This is a genomic window from Aquipseudomonas alcaligenes NBRC 14159, assembly GCF_000467105.1.
In the GTDB taxonomy this organism is placed as follows: Bacteria; Pseudomonadota; Gammaproteobacteria; order Pseudomonadales; family Pseudomonadaceae; genus Aquipseudomonas; species Aquipseudomonas alcaligenes.
Genome location: NZ_BATI01000013.1, coordinates 19,414 through 46,119 on the forward strand (window position 1 = coordinate 19,414; position 26,706 = coordinate 46,119).

Here is a 26,706-nt window from a genome sequence, read left to right on the forward strand (position 1 = left end):
CCTGACATTTGCCAGGTAGATTAGACCCGAGCAGCGCGCAAGCCCTTGATTTTCGTCAAGCGAAAACCCGGCACGGCCCTTGCGATGGAGCAGGCAGACCAACATGCCTGAAAGGATCCCCTCCATGACCATGCAACTGCTCGACAGCACCCTGGGCAGCATCGCCTGCAACGTGCCCGGCGCCACCCGGGTGTTTCACGAATTCCATCTCGACTTCTGCTGCGGCGGCCAGAAGAGCCTGCGCCAGGCAGCCCTGGAGCGCGGCATCAATGCCGAGCAGGTGCAGCAGCGTCTGCTCTCGCTGAGCGGCGAGGACGCCCTGGACGCGGACTGGCGCAAGGTGCCGGCGGAGCGCCTGATCGAGCACATCCTGCAGCGCTATCACGAAGTCCACCGCGCGCAGCTGCCCGAGCTGATCCGCCTCGCCGCGCGGGTCGAGCAGGTGCATGGCGGCCGCGAGCATTGCCCGCTGGGCCTGACCGAACTGCTGATCGACATGCAGCAGGAACTGGAAAGCCACATGCAGAAGGAGGAGCAGATTCTCTTCCCGATGATCCAGCGCGGCGCCGGGGTGATGGTCGGCGGGCCCATCTCGGTGATGCGCTACGAGCACGACCAGCACGGCGACGCGCTGGAGCGCATCGTCGAGCTGACCGACGACATGCAGCCGCCGGCCAACGCCTGCAATACCTGGCGCGCGCTGTACCGCGGCCTGGACGAGCTGCGCCTGGACCTGATGCAGCACATCCACCTGGAGAACAACCTGCTGTTCCCGCGCGCCCTCGGCGAGGAGGTGCAACATGGGTGAGTACCGCAAACTCTGGTGGGCGCTGATCGCCGTACTTGGCGTGACCTTCTGCGTGCTCGGCTGGTTCGGGCGCGAGGTGTATCGCCAGGCGCCGCCCATCCCCGCGCAGGTGGTCAGCGCCGACGGCGCCACGCTGTTCACCGCTGAAGACATCCTCGACGGCCAGACCGCCTGGCAGAGCGTGGGCGGCATGCAGCTCGGTTCCATCTGGGGCCATGGCGCCTACCAGGCGCCGGACTGGACCGCCGACTGGCTGCACCGCGAGCTGAGCGCCTGGCTCGACCTGGCCGCGCAGCAGGCCTATGGCAAGCCCTACGCCGAGGTGGACGAGGATCACCAGGCGCTGCTGCGCCAGCAGCTCAAGCGCGAATACCGCGGTAACCAGGTACAGGGCGAGCGGCTGGTGCTCAGCGAGCGTCGCATCAACGCCATGGCGCAGACTGCCGCCTACTACGACGCGCTGTTCGGCAACGATCCGGCGCTGCAGGGCAGCCGCAAGAGCTTCGCCATGAAGGAGAACACCCTGCCCGACGCCACCCGGCGCGAACAGCTGACCCGCTTCTTCTTCTGGACCGCCTGGGTGGCCGCCACCGAGCGCCCGGGGCAGGAGGCGACCTACAGCAACAACTGGCCGCACGAGCCACTGATCGGCAACCAGCCGACCGCGGAGAACCTGATGTGGTCGATCGCCAGCGTGATCCTGCTGATCGCCGGCATCGGCTTCCTGGTCTGGGCCTGGGCCTTCCTGCGCGATCACGAGGAGGACGAACCCGTCGCGCCGGCTCAGGACCCGCTCAGCCTGGTGGCGCTGACGCCCTCGCAGAAGGCGCTGGGCAAGTACCTGCTGCTGGTGGTCGGGTTGTTCAGCTTCCAGGTGCTGCTCGGCGGCGCCACCGCCCACTACACGGTGGAGGGCCAGGACTTCTACGGCTTCCCGCTGTCGCAGTGGTTCCCCTACTCGCTGCTGCGCACCTGGCACATCCAGAGCGCGCTGTTCTGGATCGCCAGCGGTTTCCTCACCGCCGGCCTGTTCCTGGCGCCGATCATCAATGGCGGCAAGGACCCGAAACTGCAGAAGCTCGGCGTCGATGTACTGTTCTGGGCGCTGGTGGTCGTGGTGCTCGGCTCCTTCGTCGGCAATTACCTGGCCATCGCCCAGATCATGCCGGCCGAGTGGAACTTCTGGCTCGGCCACCAGGGCTATGAGTACGTCGACCTCGGTCGCCTGTGGCAGATCGGCAAGTTCGCCGGCGTGGCCTTCTGGCTGCTGCTGATGCTGCGCGGCATCCTGCCGGCCTTCCGCCAACCCGGCGACAAGAACCTGCTGGCCCTGCTGTCGGCCTCGGTGATCGCCATCGGCCTGTTCTACGGCGCAGGCTTCGCCTACGGCGAGCGCACCCACCTGTCGGTGATGGAGTACTGGCGCTGGTGGGTGGTGCACCTGTGGGTGGAAGGCTTCTTCGAGGTGTTCGCCACCACTGCGCTGGCCTTCATCTTCTCCAGCATGGGCCTGGTGTCCAAACGCATGGCCACCACTGCCAGCCTGGCCTCGGCCTCGCTGTTCATGCTTGGCGGCGTGCCCGGCACCTTCCACCACCTGTACTTCGCCGGCACCACCACGCCGGTGATGGCGGTGGGCGCCACCTTCAGCGCCCTGGAAGTGGTGCCGCTGATCGTGCTCGGCTACGAGGCCTGGGAGAACTGGCGCCTGAAGAGCCGCGCGGCCTGGATGGAACGGGTCAAGTGGCCGCTGATGTGCTTCGTCGCCGTGGCCTTCTGGAACATGCTCGGCGCCGGGGTGTTCGGCTTCATGATCAACCCGCCGATCTCGCTGTACTACGTGCAGGGCCTCAACACCACGCCGGTGCACGCGCATGCCGCGCTGTTCGGGGTCTACGGTTTCCTCGCCCTGGGCTTCACCCTGCTGGTGCTGCGCTACATCCGTCCGCAGCTGCAGTTCAACGAGGGGCTGATGAAGGTCGCCTTCTGGTGGCTCAACGCCGGCCTGGTGCTGATGATCGCCACCAGCCTGCTGCCGATCGGCATCATCCAGTTCCACGCCAGCGTCAGCCAGGGCCTGTGGTACGCCCGCAGCGAGGCCTTCATGCAGCAGGACCTGCTGCAGACCCTGCGCTGGGTACGCACCTTCGGCGACGTGGTGTTCATCATCGGCGCCCTGGCCATGGCCTGGCAGGTGGTCATCGGTTTCTTCTCCCCCGCGCCCAGGAGCGTGCCGCAGCGCGCGCAAGGAGGTGCCCGATCGGTTAGTTGACTACTCTGGATGTGTAATGGCTAGGCTCGACCCGCGTGATGCGGGTCGAGTCATTGTTGCCCTCGTCTAGATTGGAACATGACGTTTCCCTCAAGGAGTCGCACCATGCACACAGAAAAACTTCTCTCCCGCCTCGACACCCCCGGCAGCAGCCCGCTATGGAAGGTGTTCTGGTTGCAGGGCGTACTGCTCAGCCACCTGCTGTTCGGCGGCATCCTGCTGTTCTACCAGCAACTCGACAGCGTGACGCTGGCCCTGCTGCTGACGGCCTTCATCGGCTACACCGCCTGGGTGCTGAACGCGGTCTGGCGCAACGCCGGCAACGTGCGTGAGCCGATCTACGGCGAGATCGCGCGCTTCCTGACCGTGGCCTGGTCGATCAACGCCGTGCTGGTCTCGCTGTTCCTGCTGCTGGCCCACCTGCAACCCTTCGGCCACGACCTGCCGTTCTGAGCCTCACCCGGGTGGCGTGAGATAGGCGACCGTCTGTCCACGCTGCCGGGCGCTGGCCTCCAGCTCCCAGCGCGCCAGACTGCGCAGGTGCACTTCATCGGGGCCGTCGGCGAAGCGTAACGCGCGGCCCTGGGTGTAGAAGTCCGCGAGTGGCGTATCCGGGCTCAGGCCCATGGCGCCAAACACCTGCATCGCGCGGTCGACCACCCGGCATAGCATGCGCGGCACCTGCGCCTTGATCATGGCGATCTCCCGGCGCGCCGCCCTGGCACCCACCGTATCCAGCATCCAGGCGGTCTTGAGCACCAGCAGGCGCGCCTGCTCGATATCCAGCCGCGACTCGCCGATCCAGTCGCCGATATTGGCGTACTGCGCCAGATAGCGGCCGAAGACGCGGCGCTCCTGGCAGCGCTCCAGCAGCAGCTGCAAGGCCAGTTCGGCCATGCCGATGGCGCGCATGCAGTGGTGCACGCGCCCCGGTCCCAGGCGCGCCTGCGCCATCATGAAACCGTCGCCCTCCGCGCCGAGCAGGTGATCACGGGGTACCCGCACCTCGCGCAGGAGGATCTCGGCATGGCCTTCGGCCGACACATGGTTGAGCACCGGGATATTGCGCAGCACCTGCACCCCGGGCGTATCGAAGGGCACCAGCAACAGGCTCTGCTGGCGATGCGGATCGGCGTCGGGAGCGCTCTTGCCCATCACGATCAGCAGGCGGCACTGCGGATGGCAGGCGTTGCTGATGAACCACTTGCGCCCGTTCAGCACGTAGTGCTCGCCGTCACGACGGATCAACGTCTGCACATTGCTCGCATCGGCGCTGGCCACATCCGGCTCGCTCATGGCGAAGGCCGAGCGGATCTCGCCAGCCAGCAACGGCAGTAGCCAGCGCTGGCGCTGCGCGGGGCTGGCGAACAGGTGCAGCAGCTCCATGTTGCCGGTATCCGGCGCGCTGCAGTTGAACACCTCGCTGGCCCAGGGAATGCGCCCCATGATTTCCGCCAGGGGCGCGTACTCGAGGTTGCTCAGGCGGGTGCCCGGTTCGTCATCGCGCAGGTCGGGCAGGAACAGGTTCCACAGTCCCTCGCTGTGCGCCAGGGCCTTGAGGTCGGCCATGAAGGAAACCGGCAGGCCGCCGCCTCGCGCCTCCGCCAGCCACTGGGCATGGCGCGGCACCACGTGGGCGTCCATGAAATCCTGCAGCTGCCGACGCAGCGCTTCCACTCTGGGGCTGAAGGCAAAATCCATGACGCCATCCTCTTACTGGGTAATGGCAGCCAGGCTAGGCGTGAGCGCCGCGCAGCAGAAGCAAGCTGGATGGTACGGATGACGCTGTATCAAGCTCATCGCTTCTTGATCAGGATCATCGCCGGCACTCACCAGCTGAGCAGGAACATCGCCTTGGCCAGGAACAGGATGACGAGCATCTGCACCAGCACGCTGAGGTGGATCAGCCGCGAGCGCGCGGGTGTCATGCGTCCGCTGCGCATCAGCAAGACCACCAAGATGAAGTGCCCGAGGATGCTCAGCGCCAGGCAGATCTTCAATGTCAGCAAGGTGCCGAAGCTGCTGGCGAAGGGTTGCGCGAGCGCGGCACGGTAATGCCAGGCCAGGCCGACGCCCGCGCCGTAGAGCGCCAGCACCACCCAGTGCATGACCTGGCGGGCGCGCTGCCCGAGCGCCCTGGATAACTGCGCGCGGGGCGCCTCGTCCAGCTGCCTGGCGGCGCGGCTGAGGATCATAACCTCGAAGAACACCCCGCCGATGAAGCAGGCTGCTGCAGTCAGATGAACGAACTTGAGCAACAGATAGAGCATGCTGTCTCCCTAGCCTGGATGGCCATCGGCACGCGTACGACAGAGCATGGGGCCGTAGCAGTAGAGAAACTGCGCGAAGGCCAGCCCCCAGGCCAGCGCCGCTAGCCACAGCGCCGGCTGGTGGGCGAAGGAGACGCCCAGCACCCGCAGCAGCGCCGCCAGGTTGAGCAACACGAAGGCGACGGCGAAACCGCGTGGCAACTCCAGCGGCCGGCCGGTATGGCCCAGCGAAACCCGCGCCAGCATGGCCAGGATCAGCCCGGCCATGGCCCCTACCGTCAGCGCATGCAGCGCCTGGCTGAAGGGTAGCGCCACACCGGCATGCCAGAGCGCCAGGCCCAGGCAGGCCAGCACCATCCAGGCATAGGCCAGGTGCAGTGACCACAGCAAGGGCACTCGCAACAGGCCACGATCGAACCAGCGCAGCAGGCGAATGCCATGCCCCAGGCCCAGGCCCAGTAGCAGCACCGCGCAGCCCCAGTGCGGCTGCAGCAGCAGCCCTGCGCCGGTCAGCAGTGCCAACAGCAGCGTACCCACCAGCAGCGCCAGATCCAGCCAGGCCCAGGGTTGCACCATCTCCAGCCGACCGAGGCCGCGCTGGGTGAAGAAGGGAATCACCCGCCCGCCGATCAGCGTCATCATCGCCGCCACCAGCCAGAGCGCCGCGTGGCTGCCCTGGCGCTGCCAAGCGTCGTGCTGCAGCAGCACGCCGAGCAGATTCAGCAGGTCGACCAAGGCCAGCAGCACCAGCACCAACACGATGGGATAGTTGCGCCGCTGCCGCACGGCCCATAGCAGCCGTGCCATGACCCCAGCCACCGCGAGCAGAAACGCCAGGTTGAACAGCAACAGGGGCCAAGCCGAGGGCAGCCACCAGCTCAGCCGCCCTAGCAGCCAGAGTCCGACCAGCAGAGCCAGCGGCCGCCCGGAAAGGCTCGGCCGACCGGTCCAGGTCTGCACCGCCGTGAGCAGGAAGCCGGCGATGATGGCGCCGGCAAAACCGAACACCAGCTCATGCCGGTGCCAGGCCAGCCAGCCACCCACGGGCGCCGGCAACGCCCAGCCCTGCAGGGCGGCGATCCACACCGGAATGGCCAAGGCGGCCAGCACCGCGCCGAGCAGAAAGAACGGCCGGAAACCCAGGCGCAAAATCGGCGCAACGGCCATGGCCTTGCGCTTATCGATGATCAACATAACTTCCCCACACACCCTGAGCCGACTGGCGGGCCGCCAGCAGCACCTCGGGACAATTGAAGTTGAGCAGGCGCGGATCATCTTCCCCGCAGGCCAGCTCGCAGGTGCCCAGGCGCAGCCAAAGACGGTTCGGGCTACGCTCGCCAGCGGCCCAGGCGGACTCGACCGCCGCCAGCAGAGCTCGCGGCAGCACGCAGAGGAGCGGCTGCAGCCTGTCGCCCTGCCGCACCACGGCAATCCGCTCGGGATTGGCAAATGCTAGTTGCTGCAGCTCGTCCAGCAAGGCCAGATCGATCGCCGGCAGGTCACAGGGCGCGACCAGCAGATGGGTACCGCGCAGGGAGCGCAGCCCAGCCAGGATACCGGCCAGCGGCCCCGGATAGTCGGTGTGCGCGTCACTCAGGGTACGGTCACAGAACGAGGCATGGATCGCCGCGTTGCGATTGCAGGAAATCGCCAGCTCAGCGACCAGCGGCCGCATCTGCCGGCAGACCCACTCGACCATCGGCCTGCCGCCCCAATGCACCAGCCCCTTATCCGCCCCGCCCATGCGCGAGCCACGCCCGCCACTCAACACCAGCCCCGAACACCACTCTCGCATCTGCGCCTCTCGATGAAACCCTTGAGGCCATGCTGGCCCCTGCAGCATCACGCTGCATGACCAAAATCAAGAAAGTGGCGGGGATTGACGTATTCCGCGCTATCCGCCGGCAACGCGGGCTCCAGCGGACGGATACCCATGACAAAGCCCAAACAAAAAGCCCCGTAACTCGACGAGTTACGGGGCTCTTCTATGAATGGCGGGAAGATAGGGATTTGAACCCTAGGTGCCATTGCTGACACAACGGATTTCGAATCCGTCCCGTTCGACCACTCCGGCATCTTCCCAAAGCGGTGCGCATGATACCAGCTGAGCGCCTTTAGTCCAGCAATTTTTCTTGGCTGATCAGGCGCTTGCGCCGCCGGGATGAAAAAAGGGAGCCGCAGCTCCCTTCGTTCGTCCAGACAGATGTCACTGGGTCAGGCGGGTCAGTGCCTCGCGGTACTTGTCGGCGGTCTTCTGCGCGACATCGGCAGGCACGGCCGGTGCTGGCGGCTGCTTGTTCCAGCCGGTGGATTCCAGCCAGTCGCGCACGAACTGCTTGTCGAAGCTGGGCGGGTTGCTGCCTTCGGCGTAGCTGTCGGCCGGCCAGAAGCGGCTGGAGTCGGGGGTCAGCGCCTCATCCATCAAGGTCAGGGTGCCGTCTTCGTCCAGACCGAATTCGAACTTGGTGTCGGCGATGATGATGCCGCGGGTGGCCGCGTACTCGACCGCCGCGCTGTACAGGGCGATGGCGGTGTCACGCACCTTGGCCGCCAGCTCGGCGCCGATGATGGCCTCGCACTGCGCGAAGCTGATGTTCTCGTCGTGGTCGCCGACGGCGGCCTTGGTCGACGGGGTGAAGATCGGCTGCGGCAGCTTGGCCGCTTCCTTCAGCCCGGCCGGCAGCTGGATGCCGCAGACGGTGCCGCTCTTCTGGTATTCCTTCCAGCCGGAACCGACGATGTAGCCGCGCACGATGGCCTCCACCGCGACCGGCTTGAGGCGCTTGGCCACCACCGCGCGGCCCTCGACCAACGGCAGTTCGGCGGCCGGCACCACGTCTTCGACCTGGTCGCCGGTGAAGTGGTTGGGCACCAGGTCCTTGAGCTTGTCGAACCAGAAATTGGAGATGGCGGTGAGGATCTTGCCCTTCTCCGGAATCGGCTCCTCGAGAATCACGTCGAAGGCCGACAGGCGGTCGCTGGCGACCATCAGCATGCGCTTTTCATCGATTTCGTAGAGGTCGCGGACCTTGCCGGAGTAGATCTTCTTCAGGCTGAGGGTAGTAGGTGTGGTCATGTCGATTTTCCGCCTGGTTCAAAACGAAACAGGCGAAACCCTGAGGGTTTCGCCTATCGGTTCGCTGTGGCTCCGGCCGCGGCCGGAGCGGATCAGCCGAGGTTTTCCTGGATCAGGGTCAGTACACGGCGGGCCACGTCTTCCGGGGCCACGGTGTTGATGTCCTTCTCCACGGTGACCTGCACGTCGCCGCCGGCGTTGCGGGTCAGGCGTACCTGATAACGCTCGGCGCGCGCATCGATCTCTTCCTTGGTCGGCTCGCTGCCGAACAGGCCGCTGATGAAGCCCTTCTTCTCCTCGGGCTTCTTCGCGCCCTCGGCCAGGTTGACGTAGTACACGCCGAGGCTGCGGTTGATGTCGTCGACGCGCACATCCCCCAGTTCCAAGGCACGACCCACGCTGGACCAGGCACGGTCGAAGTCGGTGCTGAGGTTGAGTACCGGGTTGCCGGCGCCATCCTGGGTCAGGCTCACGCGGCTGGGCGCGTCATAGCTGCGCGCCGCCAGCAGGGAGACCGAACCGTGCTCGGCAGTGCTGCCCAGGTCGGCGAGCATGCCGTCGAGCAGCGAAGCTTCCAGGCTGGCGTTACCGCTGCGAGCCGGGAAGCCCACGTCGGCGCTGCTGCCTTCTTCACGCTCGGCACTGACCACGAAGACTTCGCTGGTGTTGCGCACCACGCCCGGTTCGATGCGCACGCGCACCCGCACCTGGTTATCGGTGTCGCTCATCAGGCTGCCGACACGGCGGCCCATGGACGGCGCCAGGTCCTGCGCGCCCTGCCACTCGGTGATGAACTCACCGGTCTGCGGACGCTCCTCGGCGATGCGGAAGCCGTTGTTCTCGAAGTAGGAACGCGCTACCGGCCAGACTTCCGCCGGCGTACGTTGCGCCACCAGCCAACGCGAGTCGCCGCTCTTCTGCAGGCTGAATTCGTTGGACTCGGCCGCGGCACCGAGTGCCTGCGGACGCGGTACCTCGAAGCTCTGAGGCGTCTCGGAGCTGGTCGCCACGTGTGCCGGCACCGGCAACAGCGGATCGATGCGCTTGGCGTCGACATTGGCCGGCATCTGCATCGGCGCGGTCTGGCGCGCGTCCAGATAGTCGGTGGAGCGGTCACGGAAGTAACCTTCGTCGCCCCACAGCCAGCCGCAGCCGCTGGTACTGGAGATGATCAGGGCAAGGGTGGAGAGTCCAGCCAGTCGCTTCATGCGCAAGTATTCCTCGATTAAGCCAGGACGCCGGACTGGCGCATGGCCTGCCGCAGCGGTTCGTGACAACGCGGGCTGAGCCAGGTCAGCGGCAGGCGGATGCCGTCCTGCATCAGTCCCATCTCATGCAGGGCCCACTTCACCGGAATCGGGTTCGATTCGATGAACAGATTCTTGTGCAGCGGCATCAGGCGCTCGTTGATCGCCCGCGCGGTGGCGGCATCACCGCGCATCGCGGCGGCGCACAGCTCGGCCATGGCACGCGGGGCGACGTTGGCCGTCACCGAGATATTGCCCTTGCCGCCCATCAGCATCAGCTCGACGGCGGTGGCATCGTCGCCGGAGTAGACCAGGAAGTCGGAACTCACGCGACTGAGAATGTCCTGAGCGCGCTGCAGGTCGCCAGTGGCTTCCTTGATACCGATGATGTTGGCAACCTTGGACAGGCGCTCGACGGTTTCCGGCAGCATGTCGCAGGCGGTACGGCCCGGCACGTTGTAGAGAATCTGCGGGATGGCCACATTTTCGGCGATGTGACGGAAGTGCTGGTACAGGCCTTCCTGAGTCGGCTTGTTGTAGTAGGGGGTGACCAGCAGGCAGGCATCGGCGCCCACGCTCTTGGCGTTCTGGGTCAGCTCGACGGCTTCGCGGGTGCTGTTGGCGCCGGTACCGGCGATCACCGGGATGCGCCCGGCCACCTGGTCGACCACGCGGCGGATGACTTCCACGTGCTCGTGGACATCCAGAGTCGCGGATTCGCCGGTGGTGCCGACGGCAACAATGGCGTTGGTGCCTTCCTGCAGGTGGAAGTCGACCAGTTTGCTCAGGGCGTCCCAGTCCAGACCGCCTTGTGCGTCCATGGGCGTGACCAGTGCCACCATACTGCCCGAAATCATGCAACCGCTCCTGCCGGAAAAAGAGAGCCGTAATGGTACTGGCGGCTCAGGTGTTGCACAACCGCCGCAGCATTCCCCTGAGCGGCGCTTTTCGCTACCCTTCAGCCTTTGTTCGGCCAGCGTGTGCCGAGCGCCCATCGTTTCAGGAAAGCTGCATGTCCACCCCTCAGGTTCGCGAACAATTCCTCGTCATCAGCGCACTCGGCGCCAACCCCATGGAGCTCACCAGCGTGCTCTGCCGGGCCAGCCAGGAGAACCGCTGCGGCGTGGTCAGTAGCCGCCTCACTCGCCATGGCGAGTACAGCGCCCTGGTGCTGCAGGTCAACGGCAGCTGGGACGCTCTGGCCCGCCTTGAAGGCGTGCTGCCGGCGCTGGCCAAGCGCCACGCCTTCAGCGTCAACATGATCCGCAGTGCCGCCCTGGACGTGCGCCCCAACGCGCTGCCCTACGTGGCCTACGTCAGCTGCGCCTACCGCCCGGACATTCTCAACGAGCTGTGCCAGTTCTTCAGCGACCACCGCGTGGAGCTGGAAAACATCACCTGTGACACCTACCAGGCGCCGCAAACCGGCGGCACCCTGCTCAATGCAACGCTCACCGTGACCCTGCCACCGGGCACCCAGATCAGCTGGCTGCGCGACCAGTTCCTCGACTTTGCCGACGCCCTGAACCTGGACGCGCTGATCGAACCCTGGCGCCCGCAAAACCCGTAAGGAGTGAATGATGGCCGTCTCCCTCGACCAACCGGTTGCCGACTTCAACGCCGCCGCCACCAGCGGCCAGCAGGTCTCCCTCAGCGCTCTGAAGGGCCAGCAAGTGGTGATCTACTTCTATCCCAAGGACAGCACCCCGGGCTGCACCACAGAGGGCCAGGACTTCCGCGACCAGCACGCCGCCTTCCAGGCCGCCAACACGGTGGTCTTCGGTGTCTCGCGCGACGGCATGAAGTCTCACGAGAACTTCAAGTGCAAGCAGGCATTCCCCTTCGAGCTGATCAGCGACAAGGACGAGGCGCTCTGCCAGCTGTTCGACGTGATCAAGCTGAAGAAGCTGTACGGCAAGGAATACCTGGGCATCGACCGCAGCACCTTCCTGATCGACGCGCAGGGCGTGCTGCGTCGGGAGTGGCGCGGCGTCAAGGTCCCGGGCCATGTGGATGAAGTGCTGGCTGCAGCACAAGCACTGAACAAGAGCTGACTCACAGGAAAAGGGCCGCATCAGCGGCCCTTTTTCGCTGAGCAGGCCTCAGGCCTTTCTCAGCCAGTAGCGGAACACCCCGCCCTCTTCTTCTTCGCGCAGCAGCTCATGCCCGGCCAGCCGGGCGAACGCGCGAAAGTCGCGCTGCGAGCCGGCGTCGGTGGCGGTGACCTTGAGCACCGCACCACTGGCCAGGCGATTGAGCTCCAGCTTGGCCTTGAGCAGCGGCAGCGGGCAGCTCAGGCCGGTGGCGTCCAGCTCGGCATCACAAGGGGGAATATCGGTCATGCGCACTCTCCTCGAAGGCCGCCAAGGATAACGCACAACCCTGGCCAGCAGCGCGGCAAGGCAGCTACAGTAAGCCCCTCGTTTCACCAAGAGCCCCGTGCATGAATCTTCTGCGCCCCACCCTGCTCGCCCTGGCCTGCCTCGCACTGCCCGCAGGCGCCAGCGACCTGCCGTCGCTGGGCGACGCCAGTTCATCGATCGTCTCGCCGGAACAGGAACACCGCCTTGGCCGCGCCTGGCTCAGCGTCCTGCGCGGGCAGATCGATCAGCTGTCCGATCCGCAGCTCAAGGACTATGTGGAAACCAGCGTCTATCGCCTGGCCGAGACCAGCCAGCTGGAAGACCGCCGCTTGGAATTCGTCCTGCTCAACAGCCCGCAGATCAACGCCTTCGCCGCCCCCGGCGGCATCGTCGGAGTCAACGGCGGCCTGCTGCTGCACGCCCAGACCGAGGGCGAATACGCCTCGGTGATGGCTCACGAACTGGCGCACCTGTCGCAACGCCACTTCGCCCGCGGTGTCGAGGCCCAGCAACGCATGCAGGTACCGGTGATGGCCGCCATGCTCGCCGGCATCGTTGCTGCCGCTGCCGGCGCCGGAGACGCCGGTATCGCCACCATCATGGGTGCGCAGGCCGCCGCCATCCAGGAGCAGCGCCGCTTCTCCCGACAGAACGAACAGGAAGCCGACCGCATCGGCCTGCTCAACCTGGAGAAAGCCGGCTACGATCCGCGCGCCATGCCCAGCATGTTCGAGCGCCTGATGCGCCAGTATCGCTACGACTCCAAGCCGCCGGAATTCCTCCTCACCCACCCGGTCACCGAGTCGCGCATCGCCGACACCCGCAACCGCGCCGAGCAGTACCCCTCCCAGGGCATCTCCGACAGCCTCGGCTACCAGCTGATGCGGGCGCGCACCCAGCTGATGTTCGAGGAAACCCCCGGCATCGCCGCCAAGCGCTTCCGCGCCATGCTCGACAGCAACCCCAGGCTGGAAGCGGCTCACTACGGCCTGGCCATCGCCCACATCAAGGGCGGCCGCCTCGCCGAGGCGCGCAGCGAGCTGAACGCCCTGTTGACCAAGAAGCCCAACGATCTCACCTACAACCTGGCCATGATCGAACTGGACAGCGCGGCCAACCGACTGAGCGACGCCCAGCAGCGTATCGAGCGGGTGCGCAGCCTGTATCCTGATAGCTACCCGCTGGAGCAGGCGCGCATCGACCTGCTGCTCAAGCAGAACCAGACCAAGGAAGCCGAAGTCGCCCTCGACCAGCTGCTCAAGCAACGCAGCAACGATCCGGACGTGTGGTATCAGGTTGCAGAGGTGCGCGGCCTGACGCGCAACATCATCGGCCTGCACCAGGCCCGCGCCGAGTTCTTCGCCCTGGTTGGCGACTACGACCAGGCACTGGAGCAGCTCGACCTGGCCAAGCGCCGCGCCAGCAGCAACTTCCCCCTGGCCTCGCGCATCGACGCCCGCCAGCAGGAGCTGATGGAAGAGAAACGCGCGCTGGACAAGATGATGCGCTGAACCCGGCCATTAAAAAGCCCGGCAATCGCCGGGCTTTTTTCTGCGCGCTCGTAACGCAGAGCCTGTTTACGAGCTTTTGAGCTAGAGCCAGGCAAGGCGAAATTGGGCGAGGACGCGGAGTTTACGAGCTGTAAATGAGCAGCCCGAGCCCAATTTCAACGCAGCATGGCCGACGATCAAGAGATCGTAGACAGGCTCTCAGGCGTTGCCAGCCAGCTTCAGCCGTACCGCCTGGGTGAAGTCCAGCATACGCTTGAGCGGCTTGATCGCGCGCGGAATCAGCGCCGCATCGACCAGGATCTCGTTACTGCCCTCACGCAGGCACTGCAGGGTGCGCTGCAGGGTATTCATGGCCATCCACGGGCAGTGCGCGCAGCTGCGGCAGGCGGCGCCGTTGCCGGCGGTAGGCGCCTCGACGAAGACCTTGTCCGGGCACAGCTGCTGCATCTTGTAGAAGATGCCGCGGTCGGTGGCGACGATGAAGGTCTTGTTCGGCAGGGTCTGCGCCGCCTTGATCAGCTGACTGGTCGAACCCACCGCATCGGCCAGTTCGATCACCGCCTCCGGCGACTCCGGGTGCACCAGGATGGCGGCCTCCGGATAGAGCGCCTTCATGTCTTCCAGCTGCTTGGCCTTGAACTCCTCGTGAACGATGCAGGCACCGTCCCACAGCAGCATGTCGGCACCGGTCTCGCGCTGGATGTAGCGCCCCAGGTGCTGATCAGGCGCCCAGAGAATCTTCTCGCCGTTGTCCATCAGGCTCTCGACGATCTCCAGCGCGCAACTGGAGGTCACCACCCAGTCGGCCCGCGCCTTTACCGCTGCCGAGGTGTTGGCGTACACCACCACGGTGCGATCGGGGTGCTGGTCGCAGAAGGCCGAGAACTCCTCCACCGGGCAGCCCAGGTCGAGCGAGCAGGTGGCGTCCAGAGTCGGCATCAGCACGCGCTTTTCCGGATTGAGGATCTTGGCAGTCTCGCCCATGAACTTGACCCCAGCCACCACCACGGTCTGCGCCGCGTGCTGGTTGCCGAAACGGGCCATCTCCAGGGAGTCAGAGACGCAACCTCCGGTTTCCTCGGCCAGAGCCTGGATCACCGGATCGCAGTAGTAATGCGCCACCAGCACGGCATTCTGCTTCTTCAGCTCGGCGGCGATCTCGCTGCGGTAGAAGGCTTCCTCCTCGACCGTCAGCGGCTTGGGCTGCTTGGCGGCAAGATGGGCCTGCACCAGCAGGCGTTCGGAAATCTGAGTCATGTCATCAAACCTGAGTGCGCTGAAACGCGAGCGGGCAGTATATCACCGGGCCTTGGGCCGCCCGCCAAGCCGCTTTTTCGAGGCATAAAAAAAGCCAGTCTTTCGACTGGCTTTAGCGATATGGTGGGTCGTGTAGGATTCGAACCTACGACCAATTGGTTAAAAGCCAACTGCTCTACCGACTGAGCTAACGACCCAACGCGGAGCGCATGATACTGATTTAATTCAGGAAATCAACACTCCAAAGAAAAAATTATGCGTAGCGGGTGGGATCGGCCACCCCGGCAGCCGCAAAACCCGCAGCGCGCAGGCGGCAGCTGTCGCACTTGCCGCAGGCACGCCCGTCGTCGTCCGCCTGGTAGCAGGACACGGTCAGGCCGTAGTCGACGCCGTGTTGCACACCGATCTGCACGATCTGCGCCTTGGACAGATTCTGCAGCGGCGCCTGAATACGGAACCCTCGGCCCTCCACCCCCTCGCGGGTCGCCAGGTTGGCCACTCGCTCGAAAGCTTCGATGAACTCCGGACGGCAGTCCGGATACCCCGAGTAATCCACCGCATTCACACCGATGAAGATGTCGTGGGCGCCCAGCACTTCGGCCCAGCCCAGCGCCAGGGAGAGAAACACGGTATTGCGCGCCGGCACATAGGTGACCGGAATACCCTCGGTCGGTGCCTCGGGCACGGCGATGCTGCTGTCGGTGAGGGCCGAACCACCGATGCCGTTGAGGTTGAGGCCGATCACCTTGTGCTCGACCACCCCCATCTGCTGCGCCACCCGCTCGGCCGCCTGCAGCTCGGCGTGGTGACGCTGGCCATAATCGAAACTCATGCTGTAGCAGGCGAAACCCGCCGCCTTGGCCTGGGCCAGGATGGTGGCGGAGTCGAGGCCACCGGAGAGCAGTACCACGGCTTTCCTGTCGGTCATGTCAGTGTCCCGGCTCGTCATTCCAGAGAATCTTGTGCAACTGCAGCTGGAAGCGTACCGGCAGGTTGTCGGAGACGATCCAGTCGGCCAGGGCGCGAGCATCCACCTGCCCGTGGCTGGGCGAGAACAGCACCTCACCGGCGCGCTGCTCAAGGCGGTACTCGATCAGCTTGGAGACAGCCCAGTCGTAGTCCTCGCGCGAGCAGATGACGACCTTCACCTGGTCGTTGCCGGTCAGCTCATCCAAGTTGCTGTAGAGGTTGCGTGCAACTTCCTGCGAGCCCGGGGTCTTCAGGTCGACCACCCGGCTGACCCGCCGATCCGTAGAGGCAATATCCATGGCACCGCTGGTTTCCAGCGACACGCGATAGCCGGCGTCACACAGCTGTTCGAGCAAGGGGATGCAATTGGGTTGCGCCAGCGGTTCGCCACCGGTGACGCAGACATAACGCGGCTTGAAGGCGGCTACCCGCTCGAGGATGGCCTCCAGGCTCATGATCTCGCCACCACTGAAGGCATAGGCGGTGTCGCAGTACTGGCAGCGCAGCGGGCAGCCGGTGAGGCGGACAAATACGGTGGGCAGGCCACTGGTATTGGTCTCGCCCTGCAACGAGTAGAAAATCTCGGTAATACGCAGGTTTGTTTGCATGAGGGCACCGGGCGTGACGGCGAAACAGGCCATCCGCCTCCGTTGCGGGTAAATCGGGGCGGCGATAGTAACGAAAAAGCCCGCGACAAGCGCGGGCTTTCTGACCGAACGACGGCCGGGTCAGGGCAGACGCTGGAGGTCGCGCTGCGCCAACTGAGCGGCGGAAGAACCGGGGTACTGGGCGATCAGCTGCTGCAGGATGCCCTTGGCGCGATCGGTATTGCCCAGACGCTGCTCGACGTCAGCCAGCTTGAACAGCGAGTCCGGCACCTTGGCGTGAGTCGGGTAGCTGGCCGCCACCTGCGCGAAGGCCTTGCCAGCGCCTTGCAGATTGCCCTGGGCCAGGTTCACCTCACCCAACCAGTACTGGGCATTGCCGGCGTACTGGCTCTGCGGGAACTTGCGCAGGAAACCTTCGAAGGCCTGGCTGGCCTTGGCAAAGTCCTTGGCCTTGATCAGGTCGAAGGCAGCATCGTAGTAGAGCTTTTCCTTCGCCGGGTCGGCCGGTTCGTTGCTGGCGACCGGCGCCTGCTGGGCCGGGGCAGCGGGAGTGCCGGCGGCGTTGATCGCGCCATCGGCCGGGGAATTCTGTGCAGGTGCCTGTGGAGCACCGGCGGCACCGCCTTGCAGGCGGCTGTCGAGATCCTGATAACGCGCCTGGCTTTCCTGCTTGAGGCGTGCGATCTCGTTTTGCTGTTCTTCAACCAGGCCACGCAGTTGCGCGATGTCCTGCTGCATCTGCTGCAGTTGCATGAACAGCTCGCCCTGCGCCGAAACCGGGGCGGCTGCCCCGGCTCCGGCGTAGGCGCCGCTCGTACCGTAACCGACCGGCGGATAGCTGCTCGCCGAGCCGCCATCCACCACGGGAACCTCCGCCACCGCCGCAAGCGGCAGGGCGAATACCAGAGAGGTCAGGACACGAGGGCACTTACGCATGGCGAATTACTTGCGCAGTTCGACGCGGCGGTTCTGAGCCCAGGAGGACTCGTCGCTACCGGTAGCAACCGGACGCTCTTCACCGTAGGAAACCAGTTCCAGCTGAGCCGGGGAAACGCCCTGCAGAACCAGGTAGCGCTGAACGGCCTTGGCACGACGCTCGCCCAGAGCCATGTTGTACTCGCGGGTGCCGCGCTCGTCGGTGTGGCCTTCCAGAACGACGCGAGCGCCGTTGCCTTTCAGGTCCTTGGCGTGTACGTCCAGAGCGCGCATGGCTTCCGGCTTCAGGTCGGAGCTGTCGTACTCGAAGTAGAAGGTGGTAATGGCGCGCAGAGCGGCTTCTTCGCTCAGAGCACCGTCAACGCCGCTGCCGTTGGCGTTGTAGCCAGCGTTCGGGTCAACAGCGCCTTCGCCGGAGTTGTCGCCGCCTTTGGACGAGCAACCAACAGCCACGGCCAGGGCCAGGCTCAGAGCGGCAAATTTGCCAAATTTCAGCATTTCCATGGTGGAGCTCCTAATGAGTTCTAGGTGTGTTTACAGCAGAAAAAGTTGTTACCGCATCAGTTCAGGAAGGGAGACCAGGACGGCTCCCGAACATCACCTTGCGCGGTGGGAATCGGCAGCCTGACGCGTCCATTGGTGGACACGAGCATCAGCACTCCGCGACCCTGCTGGCGGGTGGCGTAGATTAGCATGGTGCCATTGGGCGCAACAGTGGGCGAGTCGTCCAGGCTGGTCTCGGAAAGAATGCGCAGGCGACTGGTCACCAGGTCCTGGGCGGCCACCTTGAAGTTGGTGAAACCGTCCTGGCGGTGAATCATCACCAGGGTCTTCTCGTCGGCCGACAGCTTCGGGTTGGCGTTGTAGTTGCCGGTGAAGGTCACACGCTGGGCCGCGCCGCCGTAGATGCTCTGCTTGTAGATCTGCGGCTTGCCGGCGCGGTCGCTGGTGAAGTACAGGGTCTGCCCGTCCTTGCCCCAGAACGGCTCGGTCTCGATCGAGCCGGAATTGGTCACGCGCTGGATCTGGCGGCTGCCCAGGTCCATCACATAGATCTCCGGGTTGCCGTCCTTGGACAACACGAAGGCCAGGCGATTGCCATCCGGCGAGAAGGCCGGGGCACCGTTGAGGCCCTCGAAGTTGGTCAGCTGCTCGCGGCGACCGGTGTCGATGTGCTGCATGAAGATGCGCGGGCGACGCTGCTCGAAGGACACATAGGCGATGCGGCGGCCATCCGGCGCGTAACGCGGCGACAGGATCGGCTCACGCGACTGCAGCAGGGTCACGCCACGGGCGCCGTCGTAGTCCGAGCGCTGCAGGGTGTAGCGGGTGTTGTTCACACCGAAACGCTCAGCGGTGACGTAGAGCATCTTGGTGGAGAAGGCGCCCTTGATGCCGGTGAGCTTCTCGAAGGCCTGGTCGGCGATATGGTGGGCCATGTCACGCAGCTGGTCGGTGGTGCCACCGACGGTGCCGGCCACCACTTGCTGCTGGGTCGCCACGTTGAACAGGGCGAACTGCACCTGCAGGCGCGCGCCGCTCGGCGCGATGCTGCCGACCATCACGTACTGGGCGCCCAGGGCCTGCCAGTCGCGGTAGATGATCTCGGCCGCCGAGGTCGGCAGGCTGATCATGTTCTGCCGCGGAATAGGCTCGTACATGCCGCTGTTGCGCAGGTCGTTGCCGATCACGGTGGCCAGGTCCTCGGGCAGCACGGTGCCACCCTGCCAGCCAAAGGGCACTACGGCGATGGGAATGGCACGGTCTGCGCCGAAAGTAACAGAAATGTTCTTCTCTTCGGCAACAGCCAAGCCTGCTGCGCAGCAAAGAACAACGAGCAAACCTCGAAGAAAATTAATCACAGATCCAGATCCTCTGGTGTAAAGGTCATTTTGAACGAGCGGTAGGGGGCGAAATCAGACGAACTGATACCCTGCATTTCAGCAATCTGCCCAACACTACGGACAGCAGTTACCGCGGAATTATCAAATGAAACGTCACCACTCGAACGCACCACCGACACATTGGAAATGAGCCCACCGGGCAGCATATTCACCTGCACAGTCACACTCATGCCATTTCTCGCTGATGGCGGCCGATTCCAAACTTGCGCAACATAACGCCGGATTAAGTCATCGTAGTTTCCGGCAACTTGGTCGCCCACCTCATCGGCCTGCGCCTGCTGCCGCTCGGTGGTATCGCCCAACAGCTCGGCCAGGGCCTGCGCCTTCTGATCATTTGCCGCTTTGCGCGCAGCCTCTTGCTGCTTACGCTTCTTCTCTGCTTCTGCGAGCTTCTTCTTCGCCGCCTCGGCCTTTTTCTTCTCCGCCTCATAAGCCTTCTTCTTGGCTTCCTCGACGGCGGCTTTCTTCTTCTCTTCCTCGGACTTTTTCTTGGCGATATCGGCCAGTTTCTTCTGCTCGGCTGCCTTCTTCGCCTCTTCGGCTTTCTTGGCCTCAGCCTGTTTGGCCGCCTCGACTTTCTTTTGTTCCGCCGCTTCCTGCTTCTTCTGCTCTTCCTTCTTGGTCTCCATCTGCTCCACCTCGTACTGGCGAGCCTTGGTTTTCTGCGCTTCGCCGGCGATCTTCTGAGGGGTTTGGGTGGTGGCCTGACTCTGCGACTTCATTCGATACAAAGTAGCTTCGACGATCGGCTTAGCCGGCGGCAGCTCGGGAGCAAAGTGGAAGCTGACGAACAGCATGGCGAACAGCAGGACGTGAATGGTCACGGCCCAGACCGTTGGCCAGAAATAGCTTTCCGACGAGGAGCGCACGCTCTTCTGCTGCATCAGGGCGCCTCGGTGATCAGCCCGACGTTGCCCACGCCGGCTTCCTGCAGGCCGCCCATAACGGCCATGACCGAGCCGTAGTCGACCGCCTTGTCGCCGCGTACGAAGACCTGGACCTTCTTACCCTGGGCAGCGTTCTGGCTCATGATCGCGCTCACCGTCTGCACCAGTGCCGGCAGTGCGGTGGCGGTTTCGCTGGCCTTGCCCTGGTCCGGATCGACTTCGTCGCCCATGTTCCAGTAGTAGGTCTTGTCGGCCTTGATCGAGATGGTCAGCACGCGGGAGTTGTTGTCCTGCGGCAGCACCTCGCTGGAGACCTTGGGCAGGTCGACCTTGACGCCCTGGTTGAGCATCGGCGCGGTCACCATGAAGATCACCAGCAGCACCAGCATCACGTCGATATAAGGCACGACGTTCATCTCGGCGACCGGCTTGCGTCTGTTGCGAATTCTGGCCATGGGCTGAGCCTCAGTCCTCGCTGGTGTGCACTTTGCGGTGCAGGATCGCCTGGAACTCGTCAGCGAAGGTGTAGTAACGGCTGATCAGGCGATCGCCACCGGCGGAGAAGCGGTTGTAGGCGATCACCGCCGGAATGGCCGCGAACAGGCCGATGGCGGTAGCGATCAGCGCCTCGGCGATACCCGGGGCCACGGTGGCCAGGGTCGCCTGCTGCACCTGGGCCAGGCCACGGAAGGAGTTCATGATGCCCCACACGGTACCGAACAGGCCGATATAAGGGCTGGTGGAGCCGACGGTAGCGAGGAACGGCAGGCTCTGCTCGAGCTTCTCTTCCTCACGCGAGATGGCCACGCGCATGGCACGGGCCACGCCGTCCATCACCGCATCCGGATCGACGCCGGACTGCTGGCGCAGGCGGGAGAATTCCTTGAAGCCGGCGCGGAAGATCTGCTCGACGCCGCAATCCGGGTCCGGGTTGCTGCCGGCCTGGCGGTACAGCTTGGACAGGTCGATGCCCGACCAGAAGCGCTCCTCGAACACCTCCAGCGACTTCTTCGCCGCACGCAGCATGGTGCTGCGCTGGAAGATCATGATCCAGGACACCACCGAGGCGGCGACCAGGCTCAGCATGACCAGCTGCACCACCAGACTGGCGTTGCTGATCAGGCTCCACATCGACATATGGTCAACGGCGTTGGCTGTTGCTTCCACGCTACTCTCCTGCTGTGACTTGACCCATGCCGGCGAAGGCTGCACGCAGCGCCTCGGGAATGGCACGGGGTTTCAAATTGTCGGTGCGCACACAGGCCACCACGAACTGCCCCTCGCAGAGCAGCGCCTCATCCGTTGCCCGCCGCACCTGTTGACGAAAGCGCAGGCTGGCACGGTTTAACTCGATCACCTCGGCCGTGATAAAAAGTTCGTCGTCCAGCCGGGCCGGCGCGTGATAGCGCGCCTCGGCGGAATGCACGACGAACAGCAGGTTCTCCCCCGCCAGCTGCGACTGGGCGAAGCCCAGACTGCGCAGGCACTCGGTACGAGCCCGCTCCATAAACTTGAGGTAGTTGACGTAGTAGACGATGCCGCCGGCATCGGTGTCCTCGTAATACACCCGACACTTGAGGGCAAAAGGCTGGGCCTCGTTTTGCGCGCGCATACTCTAGTGTTTACTCCTGGCCTTGCCAATCCGGGCAAGCCGTTGTTTTGCAACTATTCGTCGCCGCCGAACAGGTCCGCGACCGGCGCCTCGCCCAGGCGCTTCGGCAGATTCAGGCCGAAGTGCAGGTAGGCATGCCGCGTCACCACCCTGCCCCGCGGCGTGCGCATGATGTAGCCCTGCTGGATCAGGTACGGCTCGAGCACGTCCTCGATGGTGCCGCGCTCCTCGCCGATGGCCGCCGCCAGGTTGTCGATACCCACCGGTCCGCCATCGAACTTGTCGATCATGGCCAGCAGTAGACGCCGGTCCTGGTGGTCGAAGCCACGTTCGTCGACATCCAGCATGTTCAGCGCCTGGTCGGCGATGCTGCGGCTGATCTGCCCGCCGGCGCGCACCTCGGCGAAGTCGCGCACGCGGCGCAGCAGGCGGTTGGCGATACGCGGCGTGCCACGGGCGCGACGAGCGATCTCGAAGGCGCCTTCGGGGTCGATATGCAGCCCGAGGATGCCGGCCGAACGGCTGACGATGGTGGCCAGGTCCTCGCTGGAATAGAACTCCAGGCGCTGGACGATGCCGAAACGGTCGCGCAGCGGGTTGGTCAGCATGCCGGCGCGGGTGGTGGCGCCGACCAGGGTGAAGGGTGGCAGGTCGAGCTTGATCGAGCGGGCAGCCGGGCCCTCGCCGATCATGATGTCGAGCTGGAAGTCCTCCATGGCCGGATACAGCACTTCCTCGACCACCGGCGACAGGCGATGGATCTCGTCGACGAACAGCACGTCGCCGGCCTCCAGATTGGTCAACAGCGCCGCCAGGTCGCCCGGGCGCTCCAGCACCGGGCCGGAGGTGCTCTTGATCGACACGCCCATTTCCTGGGCGATGATATTGGCCAGGGTGGTCTTGCCCAGGCCGGGCGGGCCGAATATCAGGGTGTGATCCAAGGCTTCCTGGCGGTTCTTGGCGGCCTGGATGAACAGCTCCATCTGCTCGCGCACCACCGGCTGGCCGATGTATTCGGCAAGCGCCAGGGGGCGGATGGCGCGATCCAGCTGCTCGTCGCGGTCGCGGCTGCTGGCGGTAATGAGACGGTCGGCTTCGATCACTGCTTAGACCATGCCCTTGAGGGCTCGACGGATCATTTCTTCACTGGACAGACCCTCTTCCTTGATCGCCGCCACGGCCTTGCTGGCTTCCTGCGGCTTGAAGCCGAGGGCGATCAATGCGCTCAAGGCATCGTTCTCCGCGCTTGAGACTGCCACGCCGGCACGAGGTTCCACCACCAGCGTGGCGATGGACGGCATGGTCTCCCAAGCCTTGAAGCGATCCTTGAGCTCCACCAGCAGGCGCTCGGCGGTCTTCTTGCCGACCCCGGGGATCTTCACCAGGGTCGAGGTATCCTGGGCCTGCACGCAGCGCACCAGCTCATCCACTTCCAGCCCGGACATCAGCGCCAGAGCCAGCTTGGGGCCGACGCCATTGAGGCGGATCAGCTCGCGGAACAGCTCGCGTTCACGCTTCTCGAAGAAGCCATAGAGCAGGTGAGCATCCTCGCGCACCACCAGATGGGTATGCAGCGTCACCCCCTGCCCCACCGCCGGCAGACGGTAGAGGGTCGTCATCGGCACCTCCAGCTCGTAGCCGACACCATTCACGTCGAGGATCAAATGCGGCGGCTGCTTCTCCGCCAGGGTGCCCTTGAGGCGTCCAATCACGAATTCGCTTCCTTCTGTTTACAGGCGCAGGCGGCCGCTGCGCCGTTTGGCGCCAAGCAGGCCGTGGGGAATCAGGCTCTGCCGGTGATGGGCGTGGCAGAGGGCGATGGCCAGGGCGTCGGATGCGTCGATCTGCGGCTTCTGGGTGAGCCTGAGCAGGTGCATGACCATCATCATCACCTGCTGCTTGTCCGCCCCGCCGGTACCGGCGATGGCCTGCTTGACCTGGCTGGCGGTGTACTCGCTGACATCCAGCCCAGCCTCGATGCCGGCGACTATCGCCGCGCCACGCGCCTGGCCGAGCTTGAGCGCGGAATCGGCGTTCTTCGCCATGAACACCTGCTCGATGCCCATGGTCACCGGCTCGTGCAGGCGAATCACCTCGCCCACGCCGCGAAACACCTTCTGCAGGCGGCTGGCCAGATCGCCCTCGCCGGTGCGGATGCAGCCGGAGGCCACGTATTCGCAGCCGCGCCCGGTGTCGCGCACCACGCCGTAGCCGGTGATGCGCGAGCCGGGGTCGATGCCAAGAATCAGGGTCATGCCGGGTTCAGCTCCGCGCACCAAGGCACTGTCTATTTATCCAGCCGCGAGTATACGGAGCGCCGCCGATATAAAAAAGCCGGAAGCGCGCGAGGCGACTTCCGGCCTTGGTCGACGAGCCGCGATCAGTCGAGCTGCTCCATGATCTCGTCGGAGATTTCTGCGTTGTGGTAGACGTTCTGCACGTCGTCCAGGTCTTCCAACATGTCGATCAGCTTGAGCACCTTCTTGGCGGTGTCCAGGTCGGTGATCGGCGCCATGGTCGACGGAATCATCGCCACCTCGGCCTCTTCGCCCTTGAAACCGGCGGCGGTGAGCGCCTCGTTGACCGCCAGGAAGTCGGCGAAACTGGTCGACACCAGCGCCGAACCGTCCTCGCCCATCTCCACATCGTCGGCGCCGGCCTCCAGGGCCGCCTCCATCAGGGCGTCCTCGTTCACGCCGGGGGCGAAGCTGATCTGCCCCTTGCGCTCGAACATGTAGGCCACGGAACCATCGGTGCCCAGGTTGCCACCACACTTGGTGAAGGCATGGCGCACGTCGGCGGCGGTGCGGTTGCGGTTGTCGGTCATGGCTTCGATGATGATGGCCACGCCACTCGGCGCATAACCCTCGTAGCTCAGCTCGACCATGTTGTCGGCTTCGGTGTTGCCGGTGCCGCGAGCGATGGCGCGGTCGATCACATCGCGCGACATATTGGCCGTGAGGGCCTTGTCCACTGCCAGGCGCAGGCGCGGGTTGTCCGCCGGCACGCCGCCGCCATGCTTGGCGGCCACGGTCAGCTCGCGGATCAGCTTGGTGAAGATCTTGCCACGCTTGGCGTCCTGACGCCCCTTGCGGTGCTTGATGTTGGCCCATTTGGAATGACCGGCCATAACTCACTCCGTCTGTTTCAGATCAGTTTTGCTCTAGCAGAATGCAAGGAGCCTGGCATGCCAGGCTCCTGTTCGACTCACTCGGCCTTGGCCTGCTCGCGCAGGCGGATGTGCAGCTCGCGCAGCGCCTTGTTGTCCACCACCCCCGGCGCCTGGGTCATGACACAGGCCGCGCTCTGGGTTTTCGGGAAGGCGATCACTTCGCGGATCGAGCTGGCGCCGGTCATCAGCATCACCAGGCGATCCAGGCCGAAGGCCAGGCCGCCATGGGGCGGCGCACCGTACTTGAGGGCGTCCAGCAGGAAGCCGAATTTCTCCTGCTGCTCCTCCTCGCTGATGCCCAGCACGCGGAACACGGTCTGCTGCATGGTCTTGTCGTGGATACGGATCGAACCGCCACCCAGCTCGGTACCGTTGAGCACCATGTCGTAGGCGCGCGACAGGGCCGCGGCCGGGTTGGCCTCGAGCTCGGCCGGGCTGCACTTGGGCGCGGTGAAGGGGTGGTGCATGGCAGTCAGGCTGCCGTCGTCGTTCTCCTCGAACATCGGGAAGTCGACCACCCACAGCGGCGCCCACTCGCAGGTGAGCAGGTTGAGGTCGTGACCGACCTTGATGCGCAGGGCACCCAGGGCATCACAGACCACCTTGGCGCGGTCGGCGCCGAAGAACACGATGTCGCCGTCGACGGCACCGACACGGTCGAGGATGACCTTGAGGTTGTCTTCCGGGATGAACTTGACGATCGGCGACTGCAGGCCCTCGACGCCCTTGGCGCGCTCGTTGACCTTGATGTAGGCCAGGCCCTTGGCACCGTAGTTGCCGACGAACTTGGTGTAGTCGTCGATCTGGCTGCGCGGCATGGACGCGGCACCCGGCACGCGCAGGGCGGCGACGCGCCCCTTGGGATCGTTGGCCGGACCGGAGAACACCTTGAACTCGACTTCCTTGAGCTGGTCGGCGACATCCACCAGCTCCAGCGGAATACGCAGGTCCGGCTTGTCGGAGCCGAAGCGGCGCATGGCCTCGGCCAGGGTCATGTGCGGCAGCGGGCCGAACTCGACGCCCAGAACTTCCTTGAACAGGTTGCGGATCATGGTCTCGGTGATGCCCATGATGTCGTTTTCGTCGAGGAAGCTGGTTTCCAGGTCGATCTGGGTGAATTCCGGCTGACGATCGGCACGCAGGTCCTCGTCGCGGAAGCACTTGGCAATCTGGTAGTAGCGGTCGAAGCCGGCCACCATCAGCAGTTGCTTGAACAGCTGCGGCGACTGCGGCAGGGCGAAGAAGCTGCCGGCATGGGTACGGCTCGGCACCAGGTAGTCACGCGCGCCCTCCGGGGTGGCGCGGGTCAGGATCGGGGTCTCGACGTCGAGGAAGCCGTTGTCGTCCAGGTAGCGACGGATGCTGCTGGTGATGCGCGAACGCAGCTTGAGCTTCTCGGCCATTTCCGGGCGGCGCAGGTCGACGAAGCGGTAGCGCAGGCGGGTTTCCTCGCCGACATCGGTGTATTCGTTGAGCGGGAACGGCGGGGTTTCCGCCTCGTTGAGCACGTCCAGCTCGTAGCCCAGCACCTCGATGGCGCCGCTGGCCATGTTCGGGTTGACCGCACCGGCCGGGCGCAGACGCACCTTGCCGGTGATCTTGACCACGTATTCGCTGCGCACGCGGTCGGCCTTGGCGAAGGTCTCGGCGCGATCCGGGTCGAATACCACCTGGGCCAGGCCTTCACGGTCGCGAATGTCGAGGAAGATCACGCCACCATGGTCGCGACGGCGATGGACCCAACCGCAAAGGGTGATTTCCTGGCCGTCCAGGCTCTCGTTCAACTGGCCGCAATAGTGGCTGCGCATCATGAT

General features: G+C 64.8%; 29 protein-coding genes and 2 tRNA genes. 6 read left to right on the forward strand and 25 right to left on the reverse strand.

Annotation, left to right across the window (positions count from 1 at the left end):
- Positions 1-124: 124 nt before the first annotated feature.
- From ytfE to PA6_RS09255, 3 genes are all read left to right on the forward strand, one after another.
- Positions 125-808, forward strand: a complete 684-nt coding sequence (ytfE, locus tag PA6_RS09245; RefSeq protein ID WP_021700642.1) for an iron-sulfur cluster repair protein YtfE — start codon at positions 125-127, stop codon at positions 806-808.
- Positions 801-3,080 (forward strand): nitric-oxide reductase large subunit, encoded by a 2,280-nt coding sequence (locus PA6_RS09250; RefSeq protein WP_021700643.1) that lies wholly within the window; start codon positions 801-803, stop codon positions 3,078-3,080. The genes ytfE and PA6_RS09250 overlap by 8 nt, the downstream gene beginning before the upstream one ends.
- A 105-nt stretch (positions 3,081-3,185) precedes the next feature.
- Positions 3,186-3,533 (forward strand): hypothetical protein, encoded by a 348-nt coding sequence (locus PA6_RS09255; protein WP_021700644.1) that lies wholly within the window; start codon positions 3,186-3,188, stop codon positions 3,531-3,533.
- A gap of 3 nt (positions 3,534-3,536) precedes the next feature.
- Here PA6_RS09255 and PA6_RS09260 read toward each other — a convergent pair whose 3' ends face one another.
- From PA6_RS09260 to dapA, 8 genes are all read right to left on the reverse strand, one after another.
- Positions 3,537-4,781 carry an acyl-CoA dehydrogenase family protein gene (locus PA6_RS09260; protein WP_021700645.1) on the reverse strand — a complete coding sequence of 415 codons (1,245 nt, stop codon included), beginning with the start codon at positions 4,779-4,781 and terminating at the stop codon, positions 3,537-3,539.
- A gap of 128 nt (positions 4,782-4,909) precedes the next feature.
- Complete coding sequence (locus tag PA6_RS09265; protein WP_021700646.1) at positions 4,910-5,350, reverse strand: CopD family copper resistance protein; 441 nt, start codon at positions 5,348-5,350, stop codon at positions 4,910-4,912.
- Between the two features lie 9 nt (positions 5,351-5,359).
- A complete protein-coding gene (locus PA6_RS09270; protein ID WP_043216488.1) occupies positions 5,360-6,544 on the reverse strand; it encodes an NnrS family protein in 1,185 nt (394 codons plus the stop codon).
- The gene (gene mobA, locus PA6_RS09275) at positions 6,528-7,145 is read right to left on the reverse strand and encodes a molybdenum cofactor guanylyltransferase MobA (protein WP_021700648.1); all 618 of its coding nucleotides are present in this window, start codon (positions 7,143-7,145) and stop codon (positions 6,528-6,530) included. The genes PA6_RS09270 and mobA overlap by 17 nt, the downstream gene beginning before the upstream one ends.
- A gap of 197 nt (positions 7,146-7,342) precedes the next feature.
- Positions 7,343-7,432 (reverse strand) — tRNA-Ser (locus PA6_RS09280).
- 124 nt (positions 7,433-7,556) lie between these two features.
- On the reverse strand, positions 7,557-8,426 hold the full coding sequence (locus PA6_RS09285) for a phosphoribosylaminoimidazolesuccinocarboxamide synthase (protein WP_021700649.1): 870 nt from the start codon (positions 8,424-8,426) through the stop codon (positions 7,557-7,559).
- A gap of 92 nt (positions 8,427-8,518) precedes the next feature.
- Positions 8,519-9,634 carry an outer membrane protein assembly factor BamC gene (gene bamC, locus PA6_RS09290; protein ID WP_021700650.1) on the reverse strand — a complete coding sequence of 372 codons (1,116 nt, stop codon included), beginning with the start codon at positions 9,632-9,634 and terminating at the stop codon, positions 8,519-8,521.
- Between the two features lie 17 nt (positions 9,635-9,651).
- Positions 9,652-10,530: a 4-hydroxy-tetrahydrodipicolinate synthase gene (dapA, locus tag PA6_RS09295; protein WP_021700651.1), complete on the reverse strand. Its 879-nt coding sequence runs from the start codon at positions 10,528-10,530 to the stop codon at positions 9,652-9,654.
- A 155-nt stretch (positions 10,531-10,685) separates the two neighbouring features.
- Between dapA and PA6_RS09300 the strand changes: the two genes are divergently transcribed.
- Both PA6_RS09300 and PA6_RS09305 read left to right on the forward strand, forming a co-directional pair.
- On the forward strand, positions 10,686-11,243 hold the full coding sequence (locus PA6_RS09300) for a glycine cleavage system protein R (RefSeq protein ID WP_021700652.1): 558 nt from the start codon (positions 10,686-10,688) through the stop codon (positions 11,241-11,243).
- Positions 11,244-11,253: 10 nt separating this feature from the next.
- On the forward strand, positions 11,254-11,727 hold the full coding sequence (locus tag PA6_RS09305) for a peroxiredoxin (RefSeq protein WP_021700653.1): 474 nt from the start codon (positions 11,254-11,256) through the stop codon (positions 11,725-11,727).
- A gap of 48 nt (positions 11,728-11,775) precedes the next feature.
- On the opposite strand, the gene PA6_RS09310 is transcribed toward PA6_RS09305, so the two are convergent.
- Positions 11,776-12,015, reverse strand: coding sequence for a sulfurtransferase TusA family protein (locus tag PA6_RS09310; protein WP_021700654.1), 240 nt, complete (start codon positions 12,013-12,015; stop codon positions 11,776-11,778).
- Positions 12,016-12,116: 101 nt separating this feature from the next.
- Here PA6_RS09310 and PA6_RS09315 point away from each other — a divergent pair, with 101 nt between their 5' ends.
- On the forward strand, positions 12,117-13,547 hold the full coding sequence (locus tag PA6_RS09315; protein WP_021700655.1) for a M48 family metalloprotease: 1,431 nt from the start codon (positions 12,117-12,119) through the stop codon (positions 13,545-13,547).
- 198 nt (positions 13,548-13,745) lie between these two features.
- Here PA6_RS09315 and nadA read toward each other — a convergent pair whose 3' ends face one another.
- The 16 genes from nadA to aspS all read right to left on the reverse strand — a co-directional run bounded on the left by nadA (position 13,746) and on the right by aspS (position 26,703).
- Complete coding sequence (gene nadA / locus PA6_RS09320; RefSeq protein WP_021700656.1) at positions 13,746-14,804, reverse strand: quinolinate synthase NadA; 1,059 nt, start codon at positions 14,802-14,804, stop codon at positions 13,746-13,748.
- A 121-nt stretch (positions 14,805-14,925) separates the two neighbouring features.
- A tRNA-Lys gene (locus PA6_RS09325) sits at positions 14,926-15,001 on the reverse strand.
- Between the two features lie 56 nt (positions 15,002-15,057).
- Positions 15,058-15,732 (reverse strand): 7-cyano-7-deazaguanine synthase QueC, encoded by a 675-nt coding sequence (gene queC, locus PA6_RS09330; protein ID WP_021700657.1) that lies wholly within the window; start codon positions 15,730-15,732, stop codon positions 15,058-15,060.
- A gap of 1 nt (position 15,733) precedes the next feature.
- Positions 15,734-16,381: a 7-carboxy-7-deazaguanine synthase QueE gene (gene queE / locus PA6_RS09335; protein ID WP_043216493.1), complete on the reverse strand. Its 648-nt coding sequence runs from the start codon at positions 16,379-16,381 to the stop codon at positions 15,734-15,736.
- Between the two features lie 120 nt (positions 16,382-16,501).
- A complete protein-coding gene (ybgF, locus tag PA6_RS09340; RefSeq protein WP_021700659.1) occupies positions 16,502-17,317 on the reverse strand; it encodes a tol-pal system protein YbgF in 816 nt (271 codons plus the stop codon).
- 6 nt (positions 17,318-17,323) lie between these two features.
- Positions 17,324-17,821 (reverse strand): peptidoglycan-associated lipoprotein Pal, encoded by a 498-nt coding sequence (pal, locus tag PA6_RS09345; RefSeq protein ID WP_021700660.1) that lies wholly within the window; start codon positions 17,819-17,821, stop codon positions 17,324-17,326.
- A 56-nt stretch (positions 17,822-17,877) separates the two neighbouring features.
- Positions 17,878-19,179 (reverse strand): Tol-Pal system beta propeller repeat protein TolB, encoded by a 1,302-nt coding sequence (tolB, locus tag PA6_RS09350; RefSeq protein ID WP_021700661.1) that lies wholly within the window; start codon positions 19,177-19,179, stop codon positions 17,878-17,880.
- Complete coding sequence (tolA, locus tag PA6_RS09355) at positions 19,176-20,105, reverse strand: cell envelope integrity protein TolA (protein WP_021700662.1); 930 nt, start codon at positions 20,103-20,105, stop codon at positions 19,176-19,178. The genes tolB and tolA overlap by 4 nt, the downstream gene beginning before the upstream one ends.
- Complete coding sequence (gene tolR, locus PA6_RS09360) at positions 20,105-20,563, reverse strand: protein TolR (RefSeq protein WP_021700663.1); 459 nt, start codon at positions 20,561-20,563, stop codon at positions 20,105-20,107. The genes tolA and tolR overlap by 1 nt, the downstream gene beginning before the upstream one ends.
- A 10-nt stretch (positions 20,564-20,573) precedes the next feature.
- Positions 20,574-21,245, reverse strand: coding sequence for a protein TolQ (gene tolQ / locus PA6_RS09365; protein WP_043216495.1), 672 nt, complete (start codon positions 21,243-21,245; stop codon positions 20,574-20,576).
- Positions 21,246-21,276: 31 nt separating this feature from the next.
- Positions 21,277-21,720 carry a tol-pal system-associated acyl-CoA thioesterase gene (gene ybgC / locus PA6_RS09370; protein WP_021700665.1) on the reverse strand — a complete coding sequence of 148 codons (444 nt, stop codon included), beginning with the start codon at positions 21,718-21,720 and terminating at the stop codon, positions 21,277-21,279.
- Positions 21,721-21,773: 53 nt separating this feature from the next.
- Positions 21,774-22,823, reverse strand: a complete 1,050-nt coding sequence (gene ruvB / locus PA6_RS09375) for a Holliday junction branch migration DNA helicase RuvB (protein ID WP_021700666.1) — start codon at positions 22,821-22,823, stop codon at positions 21,774-21,776.
- Positions 22,824-22,826: 3 nt separating this feature from the next.
- Complete coding sequence (gene ruvA / locus PA6_RS09380) at positions 22,827-23,432, reverse strand: Holliday junction branch migration protein RuvA (protein ID WP_021700667.1); 606 nt, start codon at positions 23,430-23,432, stop codon at positions 22,827-22,829.
- Positions 23,433-23,450: 18 nt separating this feature from the next.
- A complete protein-coding gene (gene ruvC, locus PA6_RS09385; RefSeq protein ID WP_021700668.1) occupies positions 23,451-23,975 on the reverse strand; it encodes a crossover junction endodeoxyribonuclease RuvC in 525 nt (174 codons plus the stop codon).
- 125 nt (positions 23,976-24,100) lie between these two features.
- Positions 24,101-24,850, reverse strand: a complete 750-nt coding sequence (locus PA6_RS09390; protein ID WP_021700669.1) for a YebC/PmpR family DNA-binding transcriptional regulator — start codon at positions 24,848-24,850, stop codon at positions 24,101-24,103.
- Between the two features lie 77 nt (positions 24,851-24,927).
- Complete coding sequence (gene aspS / locus PA6_RS09395) at positions 24,928-26,703, reverse strand: aspartate--tRNA ligase (protein WP_021700670.1); 1,776 nt, start codon at positions 26,701-26,703, stop codon at positions 24,928-24,930.
- Positions 26,704-26,706 lie beyond the last annotated feature (3 nt).

Bases quoted from the DNA above. Each gene is read 5' to 3' on its own strand.
- ytfE (WP_021700642.1), top strand. From the start codon at position 125: ATGACCATGCAACTGCTCGACAGCACCCTGGGCAGCATCGCCTGCAAC.
- PA6_RS09250 (WP_021700643.1), top strand. From the start codon at position 801: ATGGGTGAGTACCGCAAACTCTGGTGGGCGCTGATCGCCGTACTTGGC.
- PA6_RS09255 (WP_021700644.1), top strand. From the start codon at position 3,186: ATGCACACAGAAAAACTTCTCTCCCGCCTCGACACCCCCGGCAGCAGC.
- PA6_RS09260 (WP_021700645.1), bottom strand. From the start codon at position 4,781: ATGGATTTTGCCTTCAGCCCCAGAGTGGAAGCGCTGCGTCGGCAGCTG.
- PA6_RS09265 (WP_021700646.1), bottom strand. From the start codon at position 5,350: ATGCTCTATCTGTTGCTCAAGTTCGTTCATCTGACTGCAGCAGCCTGC.
- PA6_RS09270 (WP_043216488.1), bottom strand. From the start codon at position 6,544: ATGTTGATCATCGATAAGCGCAAGGCCATGGCCGTTGCGCCGATTTTG.
- mobA (WP_021700648.1), bottom strand. From the start codon at position 7,145: ATGCGAGAGTGGTGTTCGGGGCTGGTGTTGAGTGGCGGGCGTGGCTCG.
- PA6_RS09285 (WP_021700649.1), bottom strand. From the start codon at position 8,426: ATGACCACACCTACTACCCTCAGCCTGAAGAAGATCTACTCCGGCAAG.
- bamC (WP_021700650.1), bottom strand. From the start codon at position 9,634: ATGAAGCGACTGGCTGGACTCTCCACCCTTGCCCTGATCATCTCCAGT.
- dapA (WP_021700651.1), bottom strand. From the start codon at position 10,530: ATGATTTCGGGCAGTATGGTGGCACTGGTCACGCCCATGGACGCACAA.
- PA6_RS09300 (WP_021700652.1), top strand. From the start codon at position 10,686: ATGTCCACCCCTCAGGTTCGCGAACAATTCCTCGTCATCAGCGCACTC.
- PA6_RS09305 (WP_021700653.1), top strand. From the start codon at position 11,254: ATGGCCGTCTCCCTCGACCAACCGGTTGCCGACTTCAACGCCGCCGCC.
- PA6_RS09310 (WP_021700654.1), bottom strand. From the start codon at position 12,015: ATGACCGATATTCCCCCTTGTGATGCCGAGCTGGACGCCACCGGCCTG.
- PA6_RS09315 (WP_021700655.1), top strand. From the start codon at position 12,117: ATGAATCTTCTGCGCCCCACCCTGCTCGCCCTGGCCTGCCTCGCACTG.
- nadA (WP_021700656.1), bottom strand. From the start codon at position 14,804: ATGACTCAGATTTCCGAACGCCTGCTGGTGCAGGCCCATCTTGCCGCC.
- queC (WP_021700657.1), bottom strand. From the start codon at position 15,732: ATGACCGACAGGAAAGCCGTGGTACTGCTCTCCGGTGGCCTCGACTCC.
- queE (WP_043216493.1), bottom strand. From the start codon at position 16,381: ATGCAAACAAACCTGCGTATTACCGAGATTTTCTACTCGTTGCAGGGC.
- ybgF (WP_021700659.1), bottom strand. From the start codon at position 17,317: ATGCGTAAGTGCCCTCGTGTCCTGACCTCTCTGGTATTCGCCCTGCCG.
- pal (WP_021700660.1), bottom strand. From the start codon at position 17,821: ATGGAAATGCTGAAATTTGGCAAATTTGCCGCTCTGAGCCTGGCCCTG.
- tolA (WP_021700662.1), bottom strand. From the start codon at position 20,105: ATGCAGCAGAAGAGCGTGCGCTCCTCGTCGGAAAGCTATTTCTGGCCA.
- tolR (WP_021700663.1), bottom strand. From the start codon at position 20,563: ATGGCCAGAATTCGCAACAGACGCAAGCCGGTCGCCGAGATGAACGTC.
- tolQ (WP_043216495.1), bottom strand. From the start codon at position 21,245: ATGTCGATGTGGAGCCTGATCAGCAACGCCAGTCTGGTGGTGCAGCTG.
- ybgC (WP_021700665.1), bottom strand. From the start codon at position 21,720: ATGCGCGCGCAAAACGAGGCCCAGCCTTTTGCCCTCAAGTGTCGGGTG.
- ruvC (WP_021700668.1), bottom strand. From the start codon at position 23,975: ATGACCCTGATTCTTGGCATCGACCCCGGCTCGCGCATCACCGGCTAC.
- PA6_RS09390 (WP_021700669.1), bottom strand. From the start codon at position 24,850: ATGGCCGGTCATTCCAAATGGGCCAACATCAAGCACCGCAAGGGGCGT.
- aspS (WP_021700670.1), bottom strand. From the start codon at position 26,703: ATGATGCGCAGCCACTATTGCGGCCAGTTGAACGAGAGCCTGGACGGC.